Raw genomic sequence first — 21,683 nt, forward strand, 5'->3', positions numbered from 1 at the left:
GGCGCCTATTTTGTTTTTTATCATCGTTGCTGTGTTAATTGGGGGAATTGGCAATCTGTATGGCATTGAAGTAATTGCGAGGTATTCGTTTATGGGTGTTTTGAGTATCATAATTTTTCATCTCATCCTGTTGATGGGATCAATTCCATTTTTCGATATCAGAGAATTGATGCCTGTTATGCAATCCGGATTCCTGAACACGCTATGGGCAAGCCGTCATAATGATACTGACTGGGCAATGGCGACTACCATGGTAGCTGTCTTGCTTCCATCAGTGAAAGCAAGCAGATTATGGGGCAAGTCGGGAATGAGTGGAATTCTGATGGGTGGATTGTTCGTGGTCATGTGGCCTATTTTAGAAGGAGGCGTTTTGTCTCCTGAGGTTACCGCTCAATATACGGTATCTTGCATGCAAATGGCCCGTAGCGCACAAATCGGTGATTTTATACACAGATATGAAATGTTTATGGTTGCTTTTTTTGCCGTGGTTTCCTTCGTTCAAATTATGCTTTGCTTTCTTTGTGCGAGTGAGGCTGTTTCCCACTTATTCAGCAAACCACAAAGCAAAGGTATGATTATCCCGACTGCCTTGATGTTGGGTGCATCTGGCTATGCGATTGTTTTTGATAAGCCGCTAGCGATGAAAATGCTGGAAATCTATTGGCCTCCCATTGCGCTGTCTATCGCAATAGGTGTACCTATTATTTTGTTGTTGCTCGGTACAGTCATGAGAAAGCGATTAAGCGAATTCAGGTGACCGAGTTGCCAATGCTTGCGGTTTTGCTAGAATATGGGTAGAGATAACTCAGGGATTGCACAAGAGTGAGAGAAAAAGTAAGCAGGTGAAGTATGCAAGAGATTCAAGTCTTGATCGCAGATGATGAGAAAGAAATTCGAGATTTACTAAAAAAATATTTGGAAAGAGAAATGTATCAGGTTGATCTGGCTCGGGATGGAGAGGAAGCCCTCCAATTATTTGATCAGAAAAATTACAATCTCGTACTGTTGGACCTGATGATGCCCAAAATAGATGGTATTGAAGTTTGTAGAAGGCTTCGTGCGAAAACCAATGTTCCCATCCTCATGCTTACAGCCAAGGATCAGGAAGTGGAGAAGATCGTCGGTTTAAGTATGGGTGCAGACGATTATATCACGAAGCCTTTTAGCATTCATGAACTAATGGCTCGTATCAAAGCACATTTGAGACGGTATTTGATCCTGGGCAGTGGCGACCAGCGTGCTGAGGAAGAAACGATGATTCGATGTGAAAACATTGCCATTGATCTGAAAAAATACGTTGTTTTGAAAGATCGAGAAGAAATTCAGCTCACGGCCAAAGAGTTTGAGCTGCTTAAGTTCTTCGTGACCCACCCGGAACAAGTCTTTACCAAGATTCAGCTTTTCCGTAATGTATGGGGCAGTGAATACGTAGAAGATGATAATACGGTCATGGTGCATATCAGAAAGCTTCGAAAGAAAATAGAAGACGATCCGTCCCAGCCGAAGTTGATCCAGACGGTCTGGGGAATCGGGTACAAGTTTGCAGGTGAGAAAATTGAAACATGACAAGGTTCTTTCTGTGGTCATTCTTCAAGTTCTGCTCATTGCAGTCCTTGTCGTGATGGAGTTGGTGAATCTGCCCCTGGAATGGATCCGAGGGGTTTTACTAGGTTCACTTTGTTTACTTTCGGTGATCCTGCTGTTGACGAGGGTGCGCTTTTTGGCACGAGTTAAGGGTATGATTGGTGAGTTGAAGCGAGCAACAAAAGGAAATAGCAATGTTCGGCTATTGGCGAATGACGATCGTATCATGAATGAATTATTGTTTTCTATCAATGATCTGATTGAACAGACTGCGAAAATGCAAGTGCAGGCGATAAAATCGGAGGCAGCGAGAAAAAGCCTTTTATCGAATATTTCACATGATATCCGCACCCCGCTTACGTCGATCATCGGATACGTGGATGCTCTGCAGGATGATATCGCATCATCCCGAGAGGAAAAGCTGGAGTACTTAGGAATCATCTCCCGAAAAGCAAATGCGCTGAAGCAGCTCATCGATGAAATCTTTCAGATGGCTAAACTGGATGCTGACGAGATTCCATTGAAGCCAGAAATAATAGACTTTGCTGAAATTGCGAGAGAAGCAATCATTGAGTTTTTGCCTGAATTCCATCAGTACGGGCTGGACTTTCAAGCTGGCATACCCGAGGAGAAATGCTTGATTACAGCAGATCGTCTTAGCTTGTCTCGAATCATTTCCAATCTAATGAAAAATGCCGTGCAGCATGGAAAAGACGGCAAAGTTGTCGGGATTAAGCTGGCCGAGAACTGGAATTCCTATCAATTAAGCATTTGGGATAAAGGATCAGGGATTGCCGAAGACGACCTGAGACATGTATTTGAGCGGATGTACCGAGCCGATCGATCCAGAAATGGCCTGGATGGAGGAAGCGGGCTGGGTCTTGCTATTGCTCGCTCCCTTGTCGAAAAACAGGCGGGGAGTATTTGGGCAGAAAGTATACCGGGAGAGCTGACAACGTTTCATGTCTCATTTCCCAAAGAAAATGAGTCTTGTACAAATTAAGAAACAATTAAGATTTGGTTAAAAGGCAGTTAAATCCTGGCGTCTATAATGAGACCATGAGTGAGATGACAAAAGGTGTTAAGCAGGAGGAACTGCATGGATGTAGTCATTAAAACAACCAATCTGACAAAAGTTTATGGAGACCAGAAGGCAGTAGACGATCTTGGGCTCAAAGTCAATCAAGGGCAAATATACGGTTTTCTGGGGAGAAATGGTGCGGGGAAAACAACAACGATCCGCATGCTGCTAGGTTTGATCAAACCCACCCATGGGCAAATCGAAATCTTTGGAGAATCATTGTTTGCGCATCAGAAGGAAATATTAAGGCGAATCGGCTCCATCGTAGAGCACTCCGGATTTTATGAAAATCTGACAGCGAGAGAAAATCTGCAAATCAATGCAACGCTGATGGGTGTGTACAAAAAGCAGGCAATCGAAGAAGCACTTGAAATTGTTGGACTTACCAAGGAAACCAAAAAACTGGTCGGTCAGTACTCGATGGGCATGAAACAGCGATTGGGCATTGCAAGAGCGATTCTCCATCATCCCGAACTGTTGATCCTGGATGAACCGACAAATGGCCTCGATCCAATTGGAATCAAGGAAATGCGGAAACTCATCAAAGCGTTGGCAGAAGAGCGAAAGATTACGATCCTGATTTCCAGCCATATTTTATCTGAAGTAGAGCAGTTGGCAGACCAGATCGGAGTGATTCATCAAGGGAAGCTGCTGGAGGAAACCACATTGGATGAACTTCGCAAAAGAAACCGCAAATTTATGGAGTTCCAGGTAGCGAACGACAATAAAGCAGTTATGCTGATGGAACAGCATTTTGATTCGGTCGATTATGAGGTTCATGATGAGGGCAATATTCGCATCTATTCGCATATCGGTCAACAAGGCAAGCTGAACAAGCTGTTTGTGGAGCATGGCATTGAAGTGACAAAGATACGGATGAGTGAGGATCGACTGGAAGATTACTTCACGAAATTAATAGGAGGTGGGACCATTGGTTAATTTGGTGTATGCGGAACTAGTAAAACTGAAGCGAGCAAAGATGTTTCTCGTAAGCCTGATCGGTGCGGCGGCAGCTCCGATTATGATCTTTATCGGCTTCCTGGATATGAAAGCCAAAAAGCCGGATGAGCCTGCCTTGTTTAGTGAAGCCTTCTCTGAAGTGAACCTGTATGTTCTGCTTTTGATCGGCACGCTTTTGTACGGTGTCATTACCGCTTATTTGTATCATCGAGAGTATGCGGAGGATACACTGAAAAACCTCTTAACCATTCCGGTTTCACGAATCAGCCTGATCGCAAGCAAATTGATCTTGCTGTTCCTGTGGATTCTTACACTGACGTTTGTTGCCTGGGGACTCACACTGTTTTTCGGCTTGATTGGTCAGTTCGAAGGGCTAAGCAGCACCGTATTGCTAGAATCATTAAAGCAGTTCATGCTGGGCGGATGTCTTCTCTTTTTGCTGTCGACACCGACGATTTTTGTTACCTTCCTGTTTAAAAATTATGTGCCAACCATTATTTTCACCTCGATGATTACCATGGGTAATGTAGCACTGGCAAATAGAGAATACAAGGTACTGTTTCCCTGGTCGGCTGCTCACACGATCGTCACAAACGGATTTGTTCCTGAATTTCCACCGTACTACTCGTACATAGCTATTTTGATCACATCAATCGTGGGACTCGTGGCCACGATCATCTATTTCAAAAAAGCTGATATTCAATGAGGGGCAGGCTGCTCTGTGAACATGATTTCATTGGCAAAAACATTTATGGACACGATCAAAGAGGTTCATCAAGAACGAGGGGAAAAATGGTTGGCAGATTTTCATCTGTTAGTTGCGTATTGTGAGCAGCGTTGGCAAATGAACATCAAGCCTCCGTTTGACTTGTCATACAATTTTGTCGCACCTGCCATCCAAGATAACGGGACGGAAGTTGTGATAAAGCTTGTTGTTCCGGGGAAAGAATTTCAGGCAGAAGTAGAAACGCTCACTCGATTTAATGGGCATGGAATGGTGAAAGTTGTAGATGTGGATCTCGACAAGGGGATTCTACTTTTAGAGCGATTATTTCCAGGAGAAACACTGGCGACTGTAGAAAATGATGAGGAAGCCACACGGATTGCTTCCCAAGTAATGAAAAAACTGTGGATTCCTGCACCGAAAGATTCGATGGTACCAACTACACGGCAAATGGAAAAGAGCCTGTCATCCATTGTGGAGAAACACCCTGATGGCTTCGGGCCCATCTCCAAAGAAATCCTTCACGAAGCCGTGAGTACGTATTCTCAAATGAATGGAAAGAGAAATCAAGCATTCCTGCTTCATGGAGATTTGCATCATTACAATATCCTGTCAGCAAAGAGAGAACCATGGTTGGCGATTGACCCCAAAGGGTTGATCGGAGATAGGGAATACGATGTAATTCAATACTTGCTGAATAAATTGCCGGAAGAAAATATTCGACCGGTCATTGAAAAGCGAATCGACGTATTTGTTGAAGAGCTGGACTTGGACAGAAAAAGAATCGTTTCATGGGGCTTTGCCCATGCTGTTCTGGCCAATTGCTGGGGGATTGAGGATCACGGAAATTACAACAAGTCTTTTTTTGAAGCCATACAGGTTTTCCGCAGTCTGAAAAACGGATAATTACCAATAACATCCTAAGAAACGAATCACTAGATCGGTCGATAAAGAAATATAGGGTAATACCTAGTGTAATTAACTTGGGGAAATTGATTGGCGATCCTCCCGGAAAGGGGAATCGCCAATTTTTTTTAGTCTCGATGTTGCTTTTCTGATTCCCTCTGATCTGTACCGCTCACAGAGAACTTATCCAGCTTCTCATCTTTTTTGTGCAGGGAATATCCGTGCATATTGCTGCCATGGTAGCCCATTTCCCGTTTCGTATTGAACTCCTTGTTGGACATGTGATTCACCTCTTCTAGGTAGTGTGCCACGAAAAGGCGCTCACAAACCATCCATTGACATACCTGCTTGTTTATCCGTATACTGTTTGCGAAAACAATAAACAACAGATGGTGATGTTTATGATAAAATTATCGAATGACTTTTGGAATGCGTCTCTCGACCAACTGAAGCAAGGATATGTTTTTGATTCTGAGCGAGAGGAATACACTTGTCTGGTCTGCGGCAAGGGCTTCCAGCAAGGGCGTATTTTTTCCATTGATGAGGAATTGTTTGATGCGAAAAAAGCGGTGGAAATTCATGTGGAGGATGAACATGGCTCCATGTTTCATGTTCTCTTGGGACTGGACAAGGAATATACCGGATTTACCGAGCACCAGAAAAATCTGCTGACTCTCTTTTTTCAGGGATACAACGATAAAGAAATAACCGACCAGCTTGGTGGCAGTACATCCACGATCCGCAACTATCGCTTCACGTTTCGAGAAAAAGAAAAACAGGCAAAGATTTTGCTAGCTATCCTGGAATTGCTGAGAGAGCAGTCTGGCAAAAAGGAGACATTTGTACAATTCCATCGTAACGCCCAGATGCTAGATGACCGCTATGCGATCACAGATGCTGAGTATCAAAAGACGTTGCGACAGTATTTTCCAGACGGACTGGACAAGACTTTGTCTCTGTTTCCCAAAAAGGAAAAGAAAAAATTAGCGATTTTGCGTCACCTCGCTACACGCTTTGAAATGGACAGGATGTATTCAGAAAAAGAAGTGAACGAGATTCTCAAAGCCGCTTATGATGATTACGTTACTCTCCGCCGCTATATGATTGATTATGGATTTATGGAGCGCAAAGCGGACGGTAGTGCTTACTGGATGAAAAAGTAACTAGGAGGACCGTTATGACGAACTTAGATCGCAACAAAAGGAACGAGATCAAGCGAGAATATAAAGAAATGAAGCGCAAGAAAGGCGTATACCAGATCACCAATTTGGTCAACGGCAAAATCTTTATAGGAAGTAACCGAGATCTGGATACTGTCTTTAATCGGATTCGCTTCGAATTGGATCACAATAGTTTTCGCAATAAGCAATTACAAGACGAATGGCTTCAGTACGGGGAGGAGCAGTTCCGATTTGAAGTAATCGATGTGTTGGATGAGAAAGAAAGAGAATATGGTTTTGCAGAAGCAGTCAAGAAGCTGGGAGAGATGGAACAGGCCTGGTTGGAAGAGCTGCAACCATATGGAGAAAAAGGGTATCACGGTGCAGGTGTGTAAGATTTGGTATCATTTTCTTATCATAAAAAACAAGAGGGTAACCCTGAGAAATAACTAACTCGGGAAAAACCCTCTTTTTTTGCTCGGATAGGTCATTGATTATGATTTCTCTGATTGTGGCCACCACTATTTAAATTAAACTGAACCTCCAGATTCCCTAATGTTTGCCTTGTTTTGTCAAAGTGAGTCTCGTAGTCCTTCAAGATTTCCCCTAAGACCTGAGTAGACTCCTTCATGTCTGGTTCTGTGCTTAACTGATCAATAACCATTTTGAGATGGGTGATCCGATACTCAGCCTCATTTAGACGTTCTACTAGTTGCAACGCATTCATATCCTTTCACTCCTAGTATTGAAGATTCTACTCTCTGGTATTTATCGTGTCCTTTATGGCAAATTTTATTAAATAAATAACTACTTTTTTGAAGGGAATAACGTATCGCCCAACCACATTGTAAAGTCTTGGGGAGAGTAGGGTTCAACGTCAAACATGATTAACACTGCATAGGTAAGATTCATGATTGTAACCAGAGAGAAAAAAACGAGTTCTTTATTTAAGCGCCTTTTGATCATCAATCGCAGATCCTTGAAACTGATAATGGTAATCAAGAAAACCGCTAAATAAATCATCCGCACTCATCCTTATTTGGATTGCCTTTGTATTAATGCACCAGCTGTAATTTTGCTGTCTACTTCAATTGTAATAGGTATGCGAGTAAATAAATTCGGCCAATCCTTCTCCATCGCTTTCCACTCTTTGGGATAAGCTCTGTGAATCGCTTCACCAAAACCAAACACATCTGTTTTATGTTTCTTTGCGGCTTTGAGAGCAGCATTAACCTCGCCTTTAATTTTTTTTGCTTTCAATTCTTCCAGTTTCTTTAATACCCCCTTATCTGTCTCGTTTTTTGTGCAGGTCGAACCAGCAATATTGCCTGCTTCTTTGATCTTAACAGTGATAGTAATTTTTCCGTTTTTCTTTTCTGCTTTGGTTTCAGCAGAGGAGGAGAAGACCTCAAAGGAGACCTTTTGAAGCTTTTCTTTCTCATTCGCTTGCAGGCAATTGGTGACAAGAATGGTGCTTTTCACATCACCTCGTACCCAAAAGACGCCCCTTGTTTCGATGGGAGTGAAATAGGCGACAAAACGATCTTTCTTGAAAACAGAAGAACCTTTCAGATAGTAATTCACTTTTGTTCCTTGATTGTGTACCTTGAGCACAGTGGGTACCATTACAGATTGTGACGTGTGATAGGTTCGCAGGAAATCATTCACATTTACTTTCGGTGATGTAGATGTAGCCGTGTACAACTCTAATATCTCTAGCAAGGAAAGGATCGGGACTTTCTCGGTTTGTACATTCATTTTCAATATTTCTTCCGCACGTCCAGGAGTGACGGCAATCAAGAAATTTCTTCTTGTTTCCGCATCTCTGCTGAAATATTCAAGAGGGGGCAACACTCCTTTTCGTGCCATTTCTTCACTAAAGATAATTACTTTGGTGTGTGCCCAGAATAGCTTGAATTGGGATGCATGGGTCGATTTACGAATGGCATCAAATACAGTTTGCCCCGTTGCTGTAAACGTAAAAAAGGTAGGTTGATCTCCACCTCCTTTTGCGCCTAATGCTTTCGGATTTGCAACTTGGGTACTTAACAGGAGCCCCTGAGGGTGTGTATCGATTCCGGCTCCTAGGACAAAGTTTAATTTTTCTATTTCACGACGGTTCCAACATCCGGTAGTAGATGTTGTCAAGAGAATCGCAATCAGCAGGATTGAAAGTGTGCGCATTAGCTTTTTCATGATGATGTTCGTCCCCTTGGATGAAGATAAGATAGAAGCAGCAATAGGAGCGGGATTGCTGTCTCCAGCACGAGCGCATAATATCCGAAGTGTTCGGGAGTCAAGTATTGTTTCATTTCTGCGATTGATTCAAAAGAGACATAAGCATAAATGATGGGACTGGCTGCCATAGGAAGAATTAAGGGGCGCGTAACAGTGAGATTTAACCATTGACCTACCCCAATCACTCCGACATATAGATAAATACAGATTTTGCTGAACAACAGGCTAATCCATACTGCCACAAGAATTGCTTCAATTCGTTCGAAAAAGTCAGCTACTTCAATTAATCGAACGTACGCAAAAAGCGGGAGTGTCAATTGACTTGCTTCATCTGCTCCGAACACCGCCACTACGATGATAGCCATGATAACCAACAAGATTGTACTGACTACCACACTCAGCAAGCAATACGGTTTCACGAGATGCTTGTCTCTGACATAAGGATGGACCATCAGGATGATCACAACTTCACCGAACCAGGCAAGTGGAATAATGCTGCTGTAAATAACGCCTGACCATCCATCCTCCAATACGGGAAGGAGAGCATTAATTTCGAAATACTGTTTGTTCAAAACTGAAATAAACAGCAATGATACAATAGAAAAAGGAGTAGCTATGGCTGCTACTTTAGCGATTGCTTCCAACCCACGATTGACAGAAAATATGACAGCGATCGTAATATAAATAATAAATACGGGAATCGGGGTCTCAGGCATTAAAGCGGTTTCCAAAATATCAGCAAATTGACGGGTCGTAATGGATGCAATATGGAGAAAAAACCATAAGAAGATGAAAGACAGTACCCTTCCTAGCCATTTCCCCAACAGCTTTTGGATGATCTGAATGAATGAATGGTCAGGATGTTTTTCAGCCAGTACTGTAGCAATCCAAGTAATGAAGACCCCCCCGGTTCCGGCTAATATAGCCGCAATCCAGGCATTTTTGGGATCACCTTTTGCCCAGATAACAGGCAAAAATACTGTCATGACAGCAATTCTGCTAGACATAACTAACAGAGCGAGTTGGAGAGCAGAAATTTTGGGTGCATATTTCCCACTCATGTCTTCCCTCCATGACCACCTGCATCAAATTCGTCTACAGACTTTTTATGATGCTCAAACATATGTTTTGACCTGGCTAAGAACGTCAATGGAAAACGGACGAAGGTATCTTTCAAATCTTTTCGGTGCATGGGAGCAAATGGAGATAAATAGGGCAATCCATACGATGATAAAGAGACTAAATAAATGAGCAAGACAAGTATGGCAACCGTTATTCCAGGAATACCGAGAATAGAAGCGACCACCATTAAGGGAAATCGTAAAACCCGTAAAGCCATACCTAATTCATAATTGGGAATGGCAAACGAAGAAATACCAGTTAGAGCAACGACGATGATCATGATAGGCGAAACAATGCCAGCTTCAACTGCCGCTTCTCCAATGATTAACGCACCCACGATACTTACCGCTTGTCCGGCAGCTTTTGGTAATCGAATACCAGCTTCTCGCAGTAATTCGAAACATAACTCCATGAGAGCTGCCTCAACAATCGCAGGGAAAGGAACGCCTGATCGCGCACCTGCGATTTGCAGGACCAACGGGGTTGGGAACATTTCCTGGTGCATGGTTGTTAGTGCGATATACAACGATGGAACTACTAAAGCAAAAATAAATGAGACGAATCGAAGCATGCGAATGAAAGAAGAAAATACATAATTGGAGTAATAGTCACCAACCGTTGTAAGAAATTGAAAAAACACAACAGGAACAATAAGAGCCCATGGTGTTCCATCGACCAGAATGGCAACTCTACCTTCCAAAAGCATGGCGCATACTCGGTCCGGTCTCTCCGTATGGTCAACTTGAGGAAAGATCGAAAAAGGAGCATCAGAGATAAAATGCTCGATATAGTAGGTTTCGAGCACGCCATCCAAATTAATCTTGTTCATTCTCCGCTTTACTTCCTCAACCAATGAGGGTTCGGCTATTCCATGCAAATAGGCAATGGCAACCTGTGTATTCGTTTCTTTTCCCACACGCATCGTAAGAAAACGAAGGTTCTTGTTTTTTAATTTTCTTCGAATCATTGATTGGTTGATGATCATGTACTCCACGAATGATTCCCGTGGTGCTCGGACTTCTACTTCAGTGGAAGGCTCCTGGATGCTTCGGCGTTGGCCGCCAGTCGTACTGACCGAAATGGCTCGTGTCTGACCATCAAATAAGAGCAGTGTATTTCCATTTAAAATTGATTCGGCTAGTTTTTTTTTGTCTGAGATTTGCGAGACATGACCTACAGGCAAGAGTTGAAAAGAAATGAAATCAATCAGGTCTGGATCTTGAACCAGTTTCTCTTGGTCTTGTACAGCTAGTAGAGTGTTCAAGATTTGACGATTCACAACCGATGTCTGTACAAGACCAACAATATAGATTACACAAGCTTTGAGCTTTCCGTCGGCAAGAAGTAACTCGCGAAAAACAACATCAGGGCTCGTTCCCAATTCTTCGTGAAGAAACCCGGTTATTTCATTTAGATTCGGGGGAATGGGTACCATGGGATCTTGTGAGGATTTCCCGCCAATTTTTACTTTTCGGTGGAAGAAGTTCGTTTTCATTTGCTTTCCTCCCACAACCTGTCATGGTAATAATTAGTATCAGGATGCGATTCCACTTGTCATTTTATTCATACAAAAAAGCACATTACAATTTCACGTTGTGGGTGATATTTGTTACAATGATAACAGTTGGATACGCTACAAAGATGCTGGAGGAGAGTGCGTACAATGCTAAGCAAAATTCTGAAGACATTGTTTAAGTCCTTATCTGGTTCCAATCACCATAAGTACAAAAAATTCAGCAGCAGTGACTACAAAAAGGGTTTCCACCGTCACAGCAACCATGGACATTCTCACTATGGTCACAGTCACTACAAACACAAGCATTCCAGCCATAGTTTCTTCAGTAGTTAAACAGTTAGGAGAAGTGAAGGATGAGATTCTTTTTGTTTTTAGGCAGCATCAATATGTTCTTGGCTGTTGCCTTGGGGGCATTTGGTGCACATGGTCTTAAGGCGATGATTACTCCCGAGAAGCTGGCCGTTTATCAGACGGGTGTTCATTACCATATGATTCACGCTTTGGGCTTGCTTGCAGTTGCGTTGCTCCTATCCAAAAATCCGCAATCTTCCCTGCTAAACTGGTCAGGGTGGGCCATGTTTATCGGCATCATTTTGTTTTCAGGCAGCCTCTATGTGCTTAGTGTGTATGGACTGGGCAAGCTTGGAATCATTACGCCAATTGGAGGCTTAGCATTCCTGATTGGGTGGTTGTTGCTAGCAACGGCCGCTTGGAAGGTGTAATCGGGAACAATCTTTTCTACACTTACATACCTGTCCCACAAGCTGTACATAATGTAAAGGATTATGTCGCGAAAGGGGTGGGATGATGGCTAAACCGGATGATCGCTCAGATAATGTGGAGAAACTCCAGGATATGATCCAGGATACCATGGAGAATATTCGTGAATCTCAGGATTATGTGAAGGCAAATGGATCAGAAATGAATCCAGATGAAAAAGCAAATATTGAGGCGAAGAACCAACGTCGTGCAGAAAGTATCGAGGGCTACCGCTCCGAGATCCAAGATGAGAATGCCCGTTAGCATCTAGATGGCGAAAATGAGTTAGAACTTGAGAAATCTTTGGCTTATTTATGTCCAAAGATTTCTTTCTTTTTTGTCTAAATGTCGAATTATGTAGAAATGCGCTAAAATAGAGAGTTAATTTCTTTATTCTTTGGGTAAATAATATATACTTTAATAGAATAGTGAATAACCGAAATAAGATACTTTTTTGTAAAGGTAATCATTGGAGGAAACCAACATGAGTAAAAAAATATTGCTTGCAGATGATGAAGCCTCGCTCCGCTTTTTGCTGACAGAGACACTTGAAGATGATGGATACGATATCTCTGAGGCAGAAGATGGACAGCAGGCTTTACATTATATAAGTAAACAAAAATATGATGTTATCATTCTTGACTATATGATGCCTGAAAAAACAGGTGTGGAAGTTTGTGAATGGCTCAGGAAAAATGAAAACCTGAATCAGGATGTTCCTGTCGTCTTATTGACAGCAAAAGCTCAGGAAAAAGATCGGGAGCGAGCGCAACAGGCAGGCGTTACTACCTATATCGTAAAACCGTTCAGTCCTCTTCACTTGCTTGATGTGATCGAAGACCTAATTGCCAAAGGCGCCAAATAGGAGAGGAAAACCGTGATGACACCTGTGAAAAAAGGAATCGCTTATCGCCTGTTGGTCATTTTATTGATTGATATTTCGTTATTAGCCAGTTTTGTAATTGCCACGAATTATTTCTTTGGGAAACAATTTTCAAGTTTCGATCAAGAAATAGAGAATCATCTTAAAGTGGCTAAGGAAGTCAACCAGTTACAACAGCAGTTCCAATCGGTCGCTTTTGCCTTTCGCGGATACCTGGCTTTTGAACGTACTGTTTTTCTGGACGAAACTTTTCAGAAGAAACAAGATTTTTTTAACAATTACTCTCAAGTCAAAGGTTTTTTAATGGATGATGGCGAGTATCTGGATGAGAGAATGGTTGTATTAGAGCGAATTGCAGAAAACTGGAAAAAGTATGATGACAGTATCTCGGAAGGTATACGACTGAAAAAATCAAAGGATACTGCTGGTCTTGAGAGTTTTTCAAAAGATCGCATTACCCCGATTGTTAATCAATTAATCAATGATTTTTCTACTCTTTCCTTGATAAAAGAACGTGAGATCAAGAATGTTATGGATGAAAAGGCTACGTATTCCAATTATTTGATGCTCTGGCCGATCATTCTGATCTTGGGTTTTGCAGCTTCGTTTTTCTATACCATTTCCTACCTGCGTAAATCAATCATTCATCCTCTCGTGCAATTGGAGCAAACCGTGATGAATATCGGTCGAGGACATTACGTGGATGTACCGATCAGCGGACTGACAGATGAATTGGGGAATTTGCAGGTCGGTATCCGTGATATGGTCAAAAAGATTCAGGAAAGAGAAAAAGAACTGGAACAAAAGCATTTGGAGACCATTAATCAAAGAGATTTGCTAGAAGCACAAAATGAGGAAATCATTGCCCAGCAAGACGAGCAACAAGTTACTTTGACGAAATTGACAGAGCGTGAATATGAGCTGGAGCAGATTACATCGTATCAGGAAAAGCTTACTGGATATTTGGACTATCAAACCTATTTGGAACATTCCATTACAGCCCTCTTGCATGCTCTACAGCTAGATTCCGCCATGATCGTCATGCGTACGGGGAAGAACGAATTTCGTATAGATTTTTCATGTGGCTATCCAGTGAATCAATATCCTAGCAAGGTAGATGAGCTGTACGGCATGTCGCAACGAGTCGTGACGGAGAAACAGCCGTTTGTACAAACTCGTACGCTCACCAGTAGTGAACAAGGATTGCATCAAGGCTATGAAACTGCTTTCGACTACTACTTTCCTTTGTATGACGGCAGGCAGGAGGTCATGGGCTTCTTATTGTTAACCAGTTATAATGCAACTCACATACTAAGTGATCGTAAGACAAAAGTGACAACCGGCTTGATTAAACAATTCTCTATGGCGTTGATTGCCCAGCTTGTCAATCAGGATCGACTCAAACAGCGTGATCTCATCCAGAGCATCCTGGAATCAACACATGAAGGGATGGTCATGGTTGATCGCAAAAGTCAAATTGTATTTGCCAACCAGCGCTTGGAAAGCTTCTTTCCGATTGTGCAAAAGGTTGACCATCATTTCCTCACGTTTCTTGACCAGCTTGGCAATTCCAAACTCAAACAACAGGCCGAGTCTTTCATTTCTGGACATCTGAATGAATTGCAAGAGCGCTTTTCCTATCAACATGCTGATCAGGAAATTCGCCATTATGAGATGTATGCCAATTCTCTGACCAGATCGAATGTTGAAATGGCTGAAGCGTGTTTGTTCGTTTTCCGTGACCGGACAGAGGAAGAAAAAGCAGATGAATTAAAAAATGAGTTCATCAGTATCGTTTCCCACGAACTACGGACTCCACTGGCTACTGTATTAGGGTTTATGGAGATTCTGCTCAATCGCAAGGTGTCGGAAGAAAAACAGAAGAAATACATGGAAACAATCTATAAGGAAGCAAACCGCCTGTCTCAATTGATCAATGATTTTCTTGATCTGCAACGAATGGAATCCGGGCGGGAAGTCTATCATTTTGAACCGGTTGAAGTAACAGCAATGATTCGAGAAGTAGCTGAGCAGTGGGAAGATAAACAACACCATCAGATCAAACTATCATTGCCAGACAAGCCTCTCTTTACATTGGCGTCCTCTGATCGGATCAAACAAGTGCTTCACAACCTGATCAGCAATGCAATCAAGTATTCACCACAAGCAGACAGGGTGGATGTTCGAGTCAAAGCCCAGAGAGGAAAACTGGTTATCGAATTCCAAGATTACGGTCTGGGCATTCCAGAAGATGCCCGTGAGATGCTTTTTACCAAATTTTATCGAGTAGACAACTCTGACCGCAGACAAATTGGCGGAACCGGTTTGGGACTAGCGATTGTGAAAGAAATACTGGAAGCGCACAAAGGAACGATTACCTTCGATTCGGAAGAAGGAGCAGGTACTGTCTTTACAGTCAAATTGGATCTGTACGAAGCCGTTGATGTTAGCAATAAAATACTGGTACTGGAAGACGACGAAAATCTGTCCAAGATGATTGGGGTCGCCTTTGAGAAGCTTGATATACCCGTAACACACTTGCAGACTGCAGAAGAAGCCATATTCTTGCTCAACAGCAAACAGGGAGAAGCACCACTTCTGTGCATCGTAGATATTCAGTTAAAGGGTGAAAAATCCGGTTGGGAATTCATCAGAGAACTGCACAATCACTCGATGTATAGTCAAACACCAGTGATCGTCTCAACGGTGTTGGAGCCTCCGAAAAATTACTATCAAAAAGACACCGAGAAATTTCTGAAGAAGCCGTTTACCATTGAAAGGCTCCTGGAACTGTCAATTGAGCTTTTAGAGAATAAGGAAAAAGGGTCATTCTACGTCTTTCCTTACCAGGACCCGGAATCCGTCGAGGCATCGTTGATAGAGAAAGGCATTCAGATTCATGATGTGAAAATCAACCAAGATTTTATTCAAGTGGATGTGAAGAAAAATGACAAAGCAAAAAAAGCTGATGATTGAGGCAAAAAAACGATTTTTACTTGAACTTTCTACTAAACTGACCGAACTGCACTCATTGATCGAATCCATGCCGTTGATGGATAGCGATTTACTTTTGAAAAAGGCAGATGCGATCTATAGAATTACCCATTCATTGAAAGGCAGCGCCCCCATTTTCGGGTTTCCGGAAATTGGACAAGTGGCAGAAGAAATGGTTACCTTATGGGAATGGTCGCAGGAGAAAGAAGCCGAACCACCCATTGATCTCAAAAACATAGTCACATCCAGTCGCAGTTTTTTTCAACAATTAAAAATCGAACAAGAAATTTATCAAACGGAACAAAAGATTGATGAAAATGAGACAGGAAATGAGCAGAAATATTTGTCACTGAGTCAATTTCGACTGTTGGTCATTGATGATGACGATGTCCTTCGCTCGTTTTTGGTGAAACGACTTCAATTAGAGGGTTATCAAGTGGATGAAGCAAGTGATGTGAAAACGGCCAAATGGTTGCTGCGAGAAAATTCCTATCAACTCATCGTTTTGGATTTGATGATGTATCCGGAAACTGGCTATCAATTGTTTGATTTCCTCAAGGAAGACCCGACATTGAAGTGGATTCCTTTGATTGTTTTATCAGGCAGGGAAGACAGCAAAGACAAAATCCGCTGCTTTCACTTGGGAGCCGATGATTACGTCACCAAGCCGTTTCATTACATTGAGCTGGAAGCCAGAATATACAGCTTGTTAACCAGGCAGAAGCAATATGAAGAATTGGCATTTCGCGATGCCTTGACAGGAGTGTATAATCGCAGGTATTTCGATCATGAACTGAATATGGAGTGCAAACGGACTGAACGCTCTCAATCCACGCTGTCACTTGCCTTTATTGATATTGATCGATTTAAATCGGTTAACGACACCTATGGACACCATATTGGAGATTTGGCTTTGCAAGGGTTGGGCTATGCAATTTCCAAGAGAATTCGTTCAACTGATCTGTTGGCTCGCTATGGTGGGGAAGAGTTCGTCATTTTGTTCCCAGCGACTTCCGCTGAGCAAGCCGCACAAATTATCGATTCCGTATTGCAACAGATCAGATTGACTCCAATCGTTTTGCATGACGGCTTGGAACTGTTCGTTACTTTTTCTGCCGGAGTTGCAGAATGGAATCCAGAAATGTCTGTGGAATCACTGGTACGTTTGGCAGATGAAGCCATGTATCAGGCAAAGAGACAGGGAAGAAATCGTGTGTTGATTTCCCAACTGATCGAGGAGCTAGAAGAGACTGTTGCGGACAATCGTCCCAAGAAGGTTTTGGTTGCCGATGACGACGAACTGATTCGTTCCTTCCTTATCGCCAAATTGACCGATTTGTCTCTGGAGGTAATCGAGGCAGGAGATGGAGAGACAGCTTATCGGGTTCTTATGCAGGAGCCCATTGATTTGTGCATTCTGGATGGGGTCATGCCTGATCTGGATGGATTCTCCTTGCTGGAGAGAATCAAAGCTGATTCATCGTTGTCCAAACTGAAAGTGCTCATGCTGTCAGGTAGAAAGAAAGAGGAAGATGTCATCCGAGGATTGCGCCTCGGTGCAGATGATTATATGGCCAAGCCGTTTTCATTGATTGAATTGGAGCTTCGAGTGAAACGACTGCTGGAAATATCGTAAAGATATAATAGAAAAACAGCGGGGGCAGAAATCCCGCTGTTTTTTTGCAATTTCTATTCCCGATATGTATCGTAGATCAACCGTACGATACGTCCGATGGTATCCTTGGCGAGCTTTTCCTCCACGTTTTTGGAGAGGAAAGACAGGAGGATTGCGGAATCTCTCACATACAAAATTCCGGTATCGTGATTGATATTGGTGACATTTCCTGTTTTGTTGGCGAGCTCCCAACGAGGCAAGGTGCCGATCGGATCAGAATCTGGATCAGGCAAATGATAGGGGATCGTATCACGGATTTGCTGTTTTTTGAGAATAGAGATCATCTGCAAGCAACTGTTGTAGGAAAGGATTTTTCCGTTCGCCATGAGTTTATACAGAGAGGCCATATCACCAGCAGTTACTTCATTGAGCCCTTCCAGTTCAGCGGGGATGATCATCAGTCTGTTGTAGAACTGGCTGTGAGCCATTCCAGTCTTGCGCATGATCTGACGAATCGATTCTACCCCTGTCTGATCAATCAGGATGTTTGTTGCGGTATTGTCACTTTGAATGATCATCAGTGTCACCAGATCGTAAATCGATAGAGACAAGCCAGGACTGAGATGCTGCAGGACACCAGAACCGCCTACGAGGTCTTCCTGACGAAGAATGTACTGATCTTCAAACGTGTATTTCCCTGCATAAACATCCGCAAATACGGACGCCATAATGGGCACTTTAATTAAGCTGGCTGCAAAGAATGGCTCGTCAGGATTTCTCTCAAATCGTTGATTGGTAAGTAAGTCTTCGATGACGATACCCCATGAACCACCTGCTTGATCTAGCAAAGTTTCGATTTGAGGTTGGATGGAAGCTAGCATAATTGCACCTCTTTTCACTTCTATTTTTTAGCGGAGATTCAAAAAGTCCGGGAAACATAGCGTTCGAATTTCTGCGTTGCATTGCCCCTCCGCTGCTCACGTAGACTCACCTACGTTCCGCTGCTCGGGTCTTCTGCGCCTTGAACTTCGAGGCTCTGTTTGTCCTCCTTTTTGAATTCTATTTTATAGACAAAATTTTCATAATATAATACTATAAATTAAACAATTTTTACGCAATAAGAAATGTTTTATTATCAATCAAGTATATATCAAACGGGAATGCTATCGTTTTTATATACATACTAAGCTTTCTTATTCGTAGCGTTGTTTTTTTATGCAAAAAATACAGAGAGTTTGAAGGGGGCTTGACATGCGTAAGTTTGGTTATGCATCGTTAGTATTTACGTTGGCCGCAAGTATTTTGTTCGCAGGCTGTTTTTCCCAACCTGCACCGACACCAGGAGCAGGAGAAAACAAACCTGCCGAGACCGCTGCACCGCAAGAGTTGCGAGTGAACATAGCAGCAGAACCTTCCACTGTTGACCCAGGTCTTGCTGAAGATATCCCTTCGATGTCAGTTGCCCGTGCAGCATTTGACGGATTGCTCCGTATCGGTACAGACGGAAAACTTCATGAAGCTGTCGCTGAGAAGTATGAGGTATCTCCTGATTTACTGACGTACACGTTCCACCTCCGTGACACCAAATGGAGCAATGGTGACCCGGTAACTGCTCAGGATTTCGAATTTGCTTGGAAGCGAGTGCTCAATCCTGAAACAGCTTCCGGTTACGCATACCAAATGTACTACCTCAAAAATGGGGAGAAAGCAAATGCCAAAGAAGTATCACTCGACGAGGTAGGTGTAAAAGCGACTGACGATAAAACACTGGTTGTCACGCTGCAAAATCCATCTCCGTTCTTCCCTGAGCTGATTGCATCCGTAACCTATTTCCCAGTGAATAAAAAGGTAGTGGAAAGCAATCCGAAATGGGCATCCGAAGCGGCTACCTACGTAGGTAACGGCCCATTCGTGATAGACAAGTGGGAACACAAATCGCAAATTGTTTGGAAGAAAAATGACACGTATTGGGATAAAGACAGCGTAAAATTAAGTAAGATGACGTATAACATGATCGAGGATGCCAACACCGAGCTGAGCATGTTTGAAGCAGGCGAGCTGGATTGGGCAGGTTCACCGCTTGGAGAACTTCCAGGTGATGCGATGCAGTCATTGAAAGACTCTGGCAAACTAAACAGCCAGGCGACTGCAGGAACTGAAATCTTTGTATTCAACACAACGAAAGTGCCTTTCACCAACAAAAACGTTCGTAAAGCATTTGCCTATGCGATCGATCGTAAAGCTTTGACTGAGAATGTTGTTACTTACAAAGGAACTCCAGCTTTGGGCTATCTGCCACCATCCATGGCGTTGAACAAAGATGGTTACTTCAAGGATGCAGATGTGGAAACAGCCAAAAAACTGCTGGCCCAGGGTATGCAGGAATTGGGCTTGAAAGAACTGCCGCCACTTGAAGTGCTTTACAACACAAGTGAAAAGAACACTCGTATGTCTCAAGCGATCCAGGATCAATGGCGCAAATCACTTGGTGTGGAAGTAACACTCAAAAATCAGGAGAATAAAGTAAAACGGGAACAAATGAAGCAAGGGAACTTCATTATCGGTCGTGGAAGCTGGATTGGTGACTTCAATGACCCAATCAACTTCCTCGAGTTATACCGTGATCTGGGTGGAAACAACAATGCTGCCTGGACAAATGCTGAGTTCAAAGACTTGCTCGTAAAATCTGCAACCGAGGCAGACACAGCAAAACGTACGGAATTGTTGAAGAAGGCTGACGAGATTTTCCATGATGAAATGCCAATTATCCCACTCTACTATTACACCTATGCTTGGGCGAAGGGTGACGGTGTAAAAGACGTAGTGATCGATGCACTGGGCTTCATCGATTTCAAATACGCATCCAACGAAAAGAAATAACATTGCGCAAGTTTTCTACAGTTGGGAGTGACTTGTTTGCGACCGATAATCGGTATTGCAAGTGCCAAGCGGTTTATTTCGGGAGATACATCTGATCAGTACTTTACGATTGCTAAGGCGTATACTGACGCAATCGTCAAGGCTGGAGGCATACCGTTCGTTCTTCCATTATTAAATGATGCTCCTTTCCAGGAAATGATACAATCGGTTGATGGTGTACTCCTGGCCGGGGGAGGCGATCCAGCTGCGCACTTGTTCGGAGAACCTCCTTTGGCTGGATTGGGTGAAGTGGATTATGAGCGTGATCTGGCGGAGATTGCAGTCATCAAAGAGGCGGTAGCACAACGAAAACCGATACTCGGCATCTGCCGGGGTCTGCAAATTCTCAACGTTGCGCTCGGTGGTACCCTGATTCAGGATATCCCCAGACAGGTTCCAGGTGCTTATCAGCACAATCAAATCGGGTCGAAATCGTATGGCTGCCATTATGTGACACTGGAATCGGGTTTTATTCGCGATGTTGTGGGTAAATCAGAAATACTGGTCAACTCATCACACCATCAGTCCATCAAGGAGGTTGCCCAAGGCTTCCGGGCAACAGCGTCTTCCCTTGACGGAGTAATCGAAGCGATTGAAAGTGAAGATGGATACCATGTAGGCGTACAATGGCATCCTGAGCGCATGTGGCCGCACAATACGGATATGTTAGAATTATTTCGGGCGTATATTGCAAAAGTGAGTAAATTAAAACAGTAATGACCGTTTTAAATAGGTAACCATAAAAGACCACTTGTTTCCTGGGTGGTCTTTTTGGTACTCAAAGGAGGCACCAATCATGGAGGGACCAGTAGTTTATTATGATGAGAACTGCAACCTCTGCCAGTGGCTCAAAAAGGTCTTTCATCGCATCAAGAGAGGATCACACAACATCGAATGGCGTCATTATGAGAATGCCCCTGTTTGCGGTATTCATGACACCTTCTGTGGGGAATCTATGACTATACAAACATCATCAGGAAAAGTGTATCGGGGATACCAGGCTGTACGAGAATTAACCGGGTATACGTGGCTGTTTCTCTTACGCCCGTTGCTCTACGTACCAGGCATTGATTGGGCAGGCGAGAAGGTATATCGTCTGGTTGCTCGTAACCGCTACCAACTCTTTGGAAAACACAAGGAGTAGAGAACCTTTTTTCTTTGCAAGGTAGTGGTGGAATATGGTATAGTAAGTCCCGATATTGGATACTGATTGAACCGCTGA

General features: G+C 43.0%; 23 protein-coding genes. 16 read left to right on the top strand and 7 right to left on the bottom strand.

Going from position 1 to position 21,683, the window contains the following annotated elements:
• The 6 genes from ACPW7N_RS23815 to ACPW7N_RS23840 all read left to right on the top strand — a co-directional run.
• Positions 1–757, top strand: a 757-nt coding sequence (locus ACPW7N_RS23815) for a GerAB/ArcD/ProY family transporter (protein ID WP_425654023.1), incomplete at its 5' end; no start/stop codon positions are given.
• Positions 758–849: 92 nt separating this feature from the next.
• Positions 850–1,566: a response regulator transcription factor gene (locus ACPW7N_RS23820; RefSeq protein WP_425654024.1), complete on the top strand. Its 717-nt coding sequence runs from the start codon at positions 850–852 to the stop codon at positions 1,564–1,566.
• Entirely contained in the window at positions 1,556–2,587 is a 1,032-nt protein-coding gene (locus ACPW7N_RS23825; protein ID WP_425654025.1) for a sensor histidine kinase, read from the top strand. Before ACPW7N_RS23820 ends, ACPW7N_RS23825 begins: the two co-directional genes overlap by 11 nt.
• 96 nt (positions 2,588–2,683) lie before the next feature.
• Positions 2,684–3,604 carry an ABC transporter ATP-binding protein gene (locus ACPW7N_RS23830; RefSeq protein ID WP_425654027.1) on the top strand — a complete coding sequence of 307 codons (921 nt, stop codon included), beginning with the start codon at positions 2,684–2,686 and terminating at the stop codon, positions 3,602–3,604.
• Positions 3,597–4,331 carry an ABC transporter permease gene (locus ACPW7N_RS23835; RefSeq protein WP_425654029.1) on the top strand — a complete coding sequence of 245 codons (735 nt, stop codon included), beginning with the start codon at positions 3,597–3,599 and terminating at the stop codon, positions 4,329–4,331. Before ACPW7N_RS23830 ends, ACPW7N_RS23835 begins: the two co-directional genes overlap by 8 nt.
• A gap of 21 nt (positions 4,332–4,352) precedes the next feature.
• Positions 4,353–5,255 (top strand): aminoglycoside phosphotransferase family protein, encoded by a 903-nt coding sequence (locus tag ACPW7N_RS23840; protein ID WP_425654082.1) that lies wholly within the window; start codon positions 4,353–4,355, stop codon positions 5,253–5,255.
• 128 nt (positions 5,256–5,383) lie between these two features.
• Here ACPW7N_RS23840 and ACPW7N_RS23845 read toward each other — a convergent pair whose 3' ends face one another.
• A complete protein-coding gene (locus ACPW7N_RS23845; RefSeq protein ID WP_425654031.1) occupies positions 5,384–5,536 on the bottom strand; it encodes a hypothetical protein in 153 nt (50 codons plus the stop codon).
• A 120-nt stretch (positions 5,537–5,656) separates the two neighbouring features.
• On the opposite strand from ACPW7N_RS23845, the gene ACPW7N_RS23850 reads away from it, so the two are divergent.
• Together ACPW7N_RS23850 and ACPW7N_RS23855 are read left to right on the top strand one after the other, a co-directional pair.
• Positions 5,657–6,418, top strand: a complete 762-nt coding sequence (locus ACPW7N_RS23850) for a DUF2087 domain-containing protein (protein WP_425654033.1) — start codon at positions 5,657–5,659, stop codon at positions 6,416–6,418.
• Positions 6,419–6,432: 14 nt separating this feature from the next.
• Positions 6,433–6,810: a GIY-YIG nuclease family protein gene (locus ACPW7N_RS23855; protein WP_425654036.1), complete on the top strand. Its 378-nt coding sequence runs from the start codon at positions 6,433–6,435 to the stop codon at positions 6,808–6,810.
• A 92-nt stretch (positions 6,811–6,902) separates the two neighbouring features.
• Here ACPW7N_RS23855 and ACPW7N_RS23860 read toward each other — a convergent pair whose 3' ends face one another.
• From ACPW7N_RS23860 to ACPW7N_RS23880, 5 genes are all read right to left on the bottom strand, one after another.
• Positions 6,903–7,142 carry a hypothetical protein gene (locus ACPW7N_RS23860; protein ID WP_425654037.1) on the bottom strand — a complete coding sequence of 80 codons (240 nt, stop codon included), beginning with the start codon at positions 7,140–7,142 and terminating at the stop codon, positions 6,903–6,905.
• An 80-nt stretch (positions 7,143–7,222) separates the two neighbouring features.
• A complete protein-coding gene (locus ACPW7N_RS23865; RefSeq protein WP_425654038.1) occupies positions 7,223–7,438 on the bottom strand; it encodes a hypothetical protein in 216 nt (71 codons plus the stop codon).
• A gap of 12 nt (positions 7,439–7,450) precedes the next feature.
• Positions 7,451–8,611 (bottom strand): Ger(x)C family spore germination protein, encoded by a 1,161-nt coding sequence (locus ACPW7N_RS23870; protein ID WP_425654041.1) that lies wholly within the window; start codon positions 8,609–8,611, stop codon positions 7,451–7,453.
• On the bottom strand, positions 8,608–9,714 hold the full coding sequence (locus ACPW7N_RS23875; protein ID WP_425654044.1) for a GerAB/ArcD/ProY family transporter: 1,107 nt from the start codon (positions 9,712–9,714) through the stop codon (positions 8,608–8,610). Before ACPW7N_RS23875 ends, ACPW7N_RS23870 begins: the two co-directional genes overlap by 4 nt.
• Positions 9,711–11,270 carry a spore germination protein gene (locus ACPW7N_RS23880; RefSeq protein WP_425654046.1) on the bottom strand — a complete coding sequence of 520 codons (1,560 nt, stop codon included), beginning with the start codon at positions 11,268–11,270 and terminating at the stop codon, positions 9,711–9,713. The genes ACPW7N_RS23875 and ACPW7N_RS23880 overlap by 4 nt, the downstream gene beginning before the upstream one ends.
• Before the next feature lie 374 nt (positions 11,271–11,644).
• Here ACPW7N_RS23880 and ACPW7N_RS23885 point away from each other — a divergent pair, with 374 nt between their 5' ends.
• The 5 genes from ACPW7N_RS23885 to ACPW7N_RS23905 all read left to right on the top strand — a co-directional run bounded on the left by ACPW7N_RS23885 (position 11,645) and on the right by ACPW7N_RS23905 (position 17,563).
• A complete protein-coding gene (locus ACPW7N_RS23885; RefSeq protein ID WP_425654047.1) occupies positions 11,645–12,013 on the top strand; it encodes a DUF423 domain-containing protein in 369 nt (122 codons plus the stop codon).
• 85 nt (positions 12,014–12,098) lie between these two features.
• On the top strand, positions 12,099–12,314 hold the full coding sequence (tlp, locus tag ACPW7N_RS23890; RefSeq protein ID WP_425654048.1) for a small acid-soluble spore protein Tlp: 216 nt from the start codon (positions 12,099–12,101) through the stop codon (positions 12,312–12,314).
• 220 nt (positions 12,315–12,534) lie between these two features.
• The gene (locus ACPW7N_RS23895; protein WP_425654049.1) at positions 12,535–12,915 is read left to right on the top strand and encodes a response regulator; all 381 of its coding nucleotides are present in this window, start codon (positions 12,535–12,537) and stop codon (positions 12,913–12,915) included.
• Positions 12,916–12,930: 15 nt separating this feature from the next.
• Complete coding sequence (locus tag ACPW7N_RS23900; protein WP_425654084.1) at positions 12,931–15,909, top strand: ATP-binding protein; 2,979 nt, start codon at positions 12,931–12,933, stop codon at positions 15,907–15,909.
• Complete coding sequence (locus ACPW7N_RS23905) at positions 15,881–17,563, top strand: GGDEF domain-containing response regulator (protein WP_425654051.1); 1,683 nt, start codon at positions 15,881–15,883, stop codon at positions 17,561–17,563. Before ACPW7N_RS23900 ends, ACPW7N_RS23905 begins: the two co-directional genes overlap by 29 nt.
• Before the next feature lie 53 nt (positions 17,564–17,616).
• Here the strand turns inward: ACPW7N_RS23905 and ACPW7N_RS23910 are convergent, their stop codons facing one another.
• Positions 17,617–18,423 carry a serine hydrolase gene (locus ACPW7N_RS23910; RefSeq protein ID WP_425654052.1) on the bottom strand — a complete coding sequence of 269 codons (807 nt, stop codon included), beginning with the start codon at positions 18,421–18,423 and terminating at the stop codon, positions 17,617–17,619.
• Positions 18,424–18,793: 370 nt separating this feature from the next.
• Between ACPW7N_RS23910 and ACPW7N_RS23915 the strand changes: the two genes are divergently transcribed.
• The 3 genes from ACPW7N_RS23915 to ACPW7N_RS23925 all read left to right on the top strand — a co-directional run bounded on the left by ACPW7N_RS23915 (position 18,794) and on the right by ACPW7N_RS23925 (position 21,605).
• On the top strand, positions 18,794–20,422 hold the full coding sequence (locus ACPW7N_RS23915; protein WP_425654053.1) for a peptide ABC transporter substrate-binding protein: 1,629 nt from the start codon (positions 18,794–18,796) through the stop codon (positions 20,420–20,422).
• A gap of 27 nt (positions 20,423–20,449) precedes the next feature.
• Positions 20,450–21,178 (top strand): gamma-glutamyl-gamma-aminobutyrate hydrolase family protein, encoded by a 729-nt coding sequence (locus ACPW7N_RS23920; RefSeq protein ID WP_425654087.1) that lies wholly within the window; start codon positions 20,450–20,452, stop codon positions 21,176–21,178.
• Between the two features lie 79 nt (positions 21,179–21,257).
• Positions 21,258–21,605 (top strand): thiol-disulfide oxidoreductase DCC family protein, encoded by a 348-nt coding sequence (locus ACPW7N_RS23925; protein WP_425654054.1) that lies wholly within the window; start codon positions 21,258–21,260, stop codon positions 21,603–21,605.
• Positions 21,606–21,683 lie beyond the last annotated feature (78 nt).

The sequence above is a fragment of the Brevibacillus nigriterrae genome (assembly GCF_049846925.1).
Classification (GTDB): domain Bacteria; phylum Bacillota; class Bacilli; order Brevibacillales; family Brevibacillaceae; genus Brevibacillus_H.

What these genes read in the sequence shown, in the direction of transcription:
- ACPW7N_RS23905 (WP_425654051.1), top strand. Translation starts at nt 15,881, where the DNA reads ATGACAAAGCAAAAAAAGCTGATGATTGAGGCAAAAAAACGATTTTTA.
- ACPW7N_RS23840 (WP_425654082.1), top strand. Translation starts at nt 4,353, where the DNA reads ATGATTTCATTGGCAAAAACATTTATGGACACGATCAAAGAGGTTCAT.
- ACPW7N_RS23900 (WP_425654084.1), top strand. Translation starts at nt 12,931, where the DNA reads ATGACACCTGTGAAAAAAGGAATCGCTTATCGCCTGTTGGTCATTTTA.
- ACPW7N_RS23925 (WP_425654054.1), top strand. Translation starts at nt 21,258, where the DNA reads ATGGAGGGACCAGTAGTTTATTATGATGAGAACTGCAACCTCTGCCAG.
- ACPW7N_RS23820 (WP_425654024.1), top strand. Translation starts at nt 850, where the DNA reads ATGCAAGAGATTCAAGTCTTGATCGCAGATGATGAGAAAGAAATTCGA.
- ACPW7N_RS23850 (WP_425654033.1), top strand. Translation starts at nt 5,657, where the DNA reads ATGATAAAATTATCGAATGACTTTTGGAATGCGTCTCTCGACCAACTG.
- ACPW7N_RS23855 (WP_425654036.1), top strand. Translation starts at nt 6,433, where the DNA reads ATGACGAACTTAGATCGCAACAAAAGGAACGAGATCAAGCGAGAATAT.
- ACPW7N_RS23875 (WP_425654044.1), bottom strand. Translation starts at nt 9,714, where the DNA reads ATGAGTGGGAAATATGCACCCAAAATTTCTGCTCTCCAACTCGCTCTG.
- ACPW7N_RS23915 (WP_425654053.1), top strand. Translation starts at nt 18,794, where the DNA reads ATGCGTAAGTTTGGTTATGCATCGTTAGTATTTACGTTGGCCGCAAGT.
- ACPW7N_RS23845 (WP_425654031.1), bottom strand. Translation starts at nt 5,536, where the DNA reads ATGTCCAACAAGGAGTTCAATACGAAACGGGAAATGGGCTACCATGGC.
- tlp (WP_425654048.1), top strand. Translation starts at nt 12,099, where the DNA reads ATGGCTAAACCGGATGATCGCTCAGATAATGTGGAGAAACTCCAGGAT.
- ACPW7N_RS23830 (WP_425654027.1), top strand. Translation starts at nt 2,684, where the DNA reads ATGGATGTAGTCATTAAAACAACCAATCTGACAAAAGTTTATGGAGAC.
- ACPW7N_RS23880 (WP_425654046.1), bottom strand. Translation starts at nt 11,270, where the DNA reads ATGAAAACGAACTTCTTCCACCGAAAAGTAAAAATTGGCGGGAAATCC.
- ACPW7N_RS23895 (WP_425654049.1), top strand. Translation starts at nt 12,535, where the DNA reads ATGAGTAAAAAAATATTGCTTGCAGATGATGAAGCCTCGCTCCGCTTT.
- ACPW7N_RS23865 (WP_425654038.1), bottom strand. Translation starts at nt 7,438, where the DNA reads ATGATTTATTTAGCGGTTTTCTTGATTACCATTATCAGTTTCAAGGAT.
- ACPW7N_RS23870 (WP_425654041.1), bottom strand. Translation starts at nt 8,611, where the DNA reads ATGAAAAAGCTAATGCGCACACTTTCAATCCTGCTGATTGCGATTCTC.
- ACPW7N_RS23910 (WP_425654052.1), bottom strand. Translation starts at nt 18,423, where the DNA reads ATGCTAGCTTCCATCCAACCTCAAATCGAAACTTTGCTAGATCAAGCA.
- ACPW7N_RS23885 (WP_425654047.1), top strand. Translation starts at nt 11,645, where the DNA reads ATGAGATTCTTTTTGTTTTTAGGCAGCATCAATATGTTCTTGGCTGTT.
- ACPW7N_RS23860 (WP_425654037.1), bottom strand. Translation starts at nt 7,142, where the DNA reads ATGAATGCGTTGCAACTAGTAGAACGTCTAAATGAGGCTGAGTATCGG.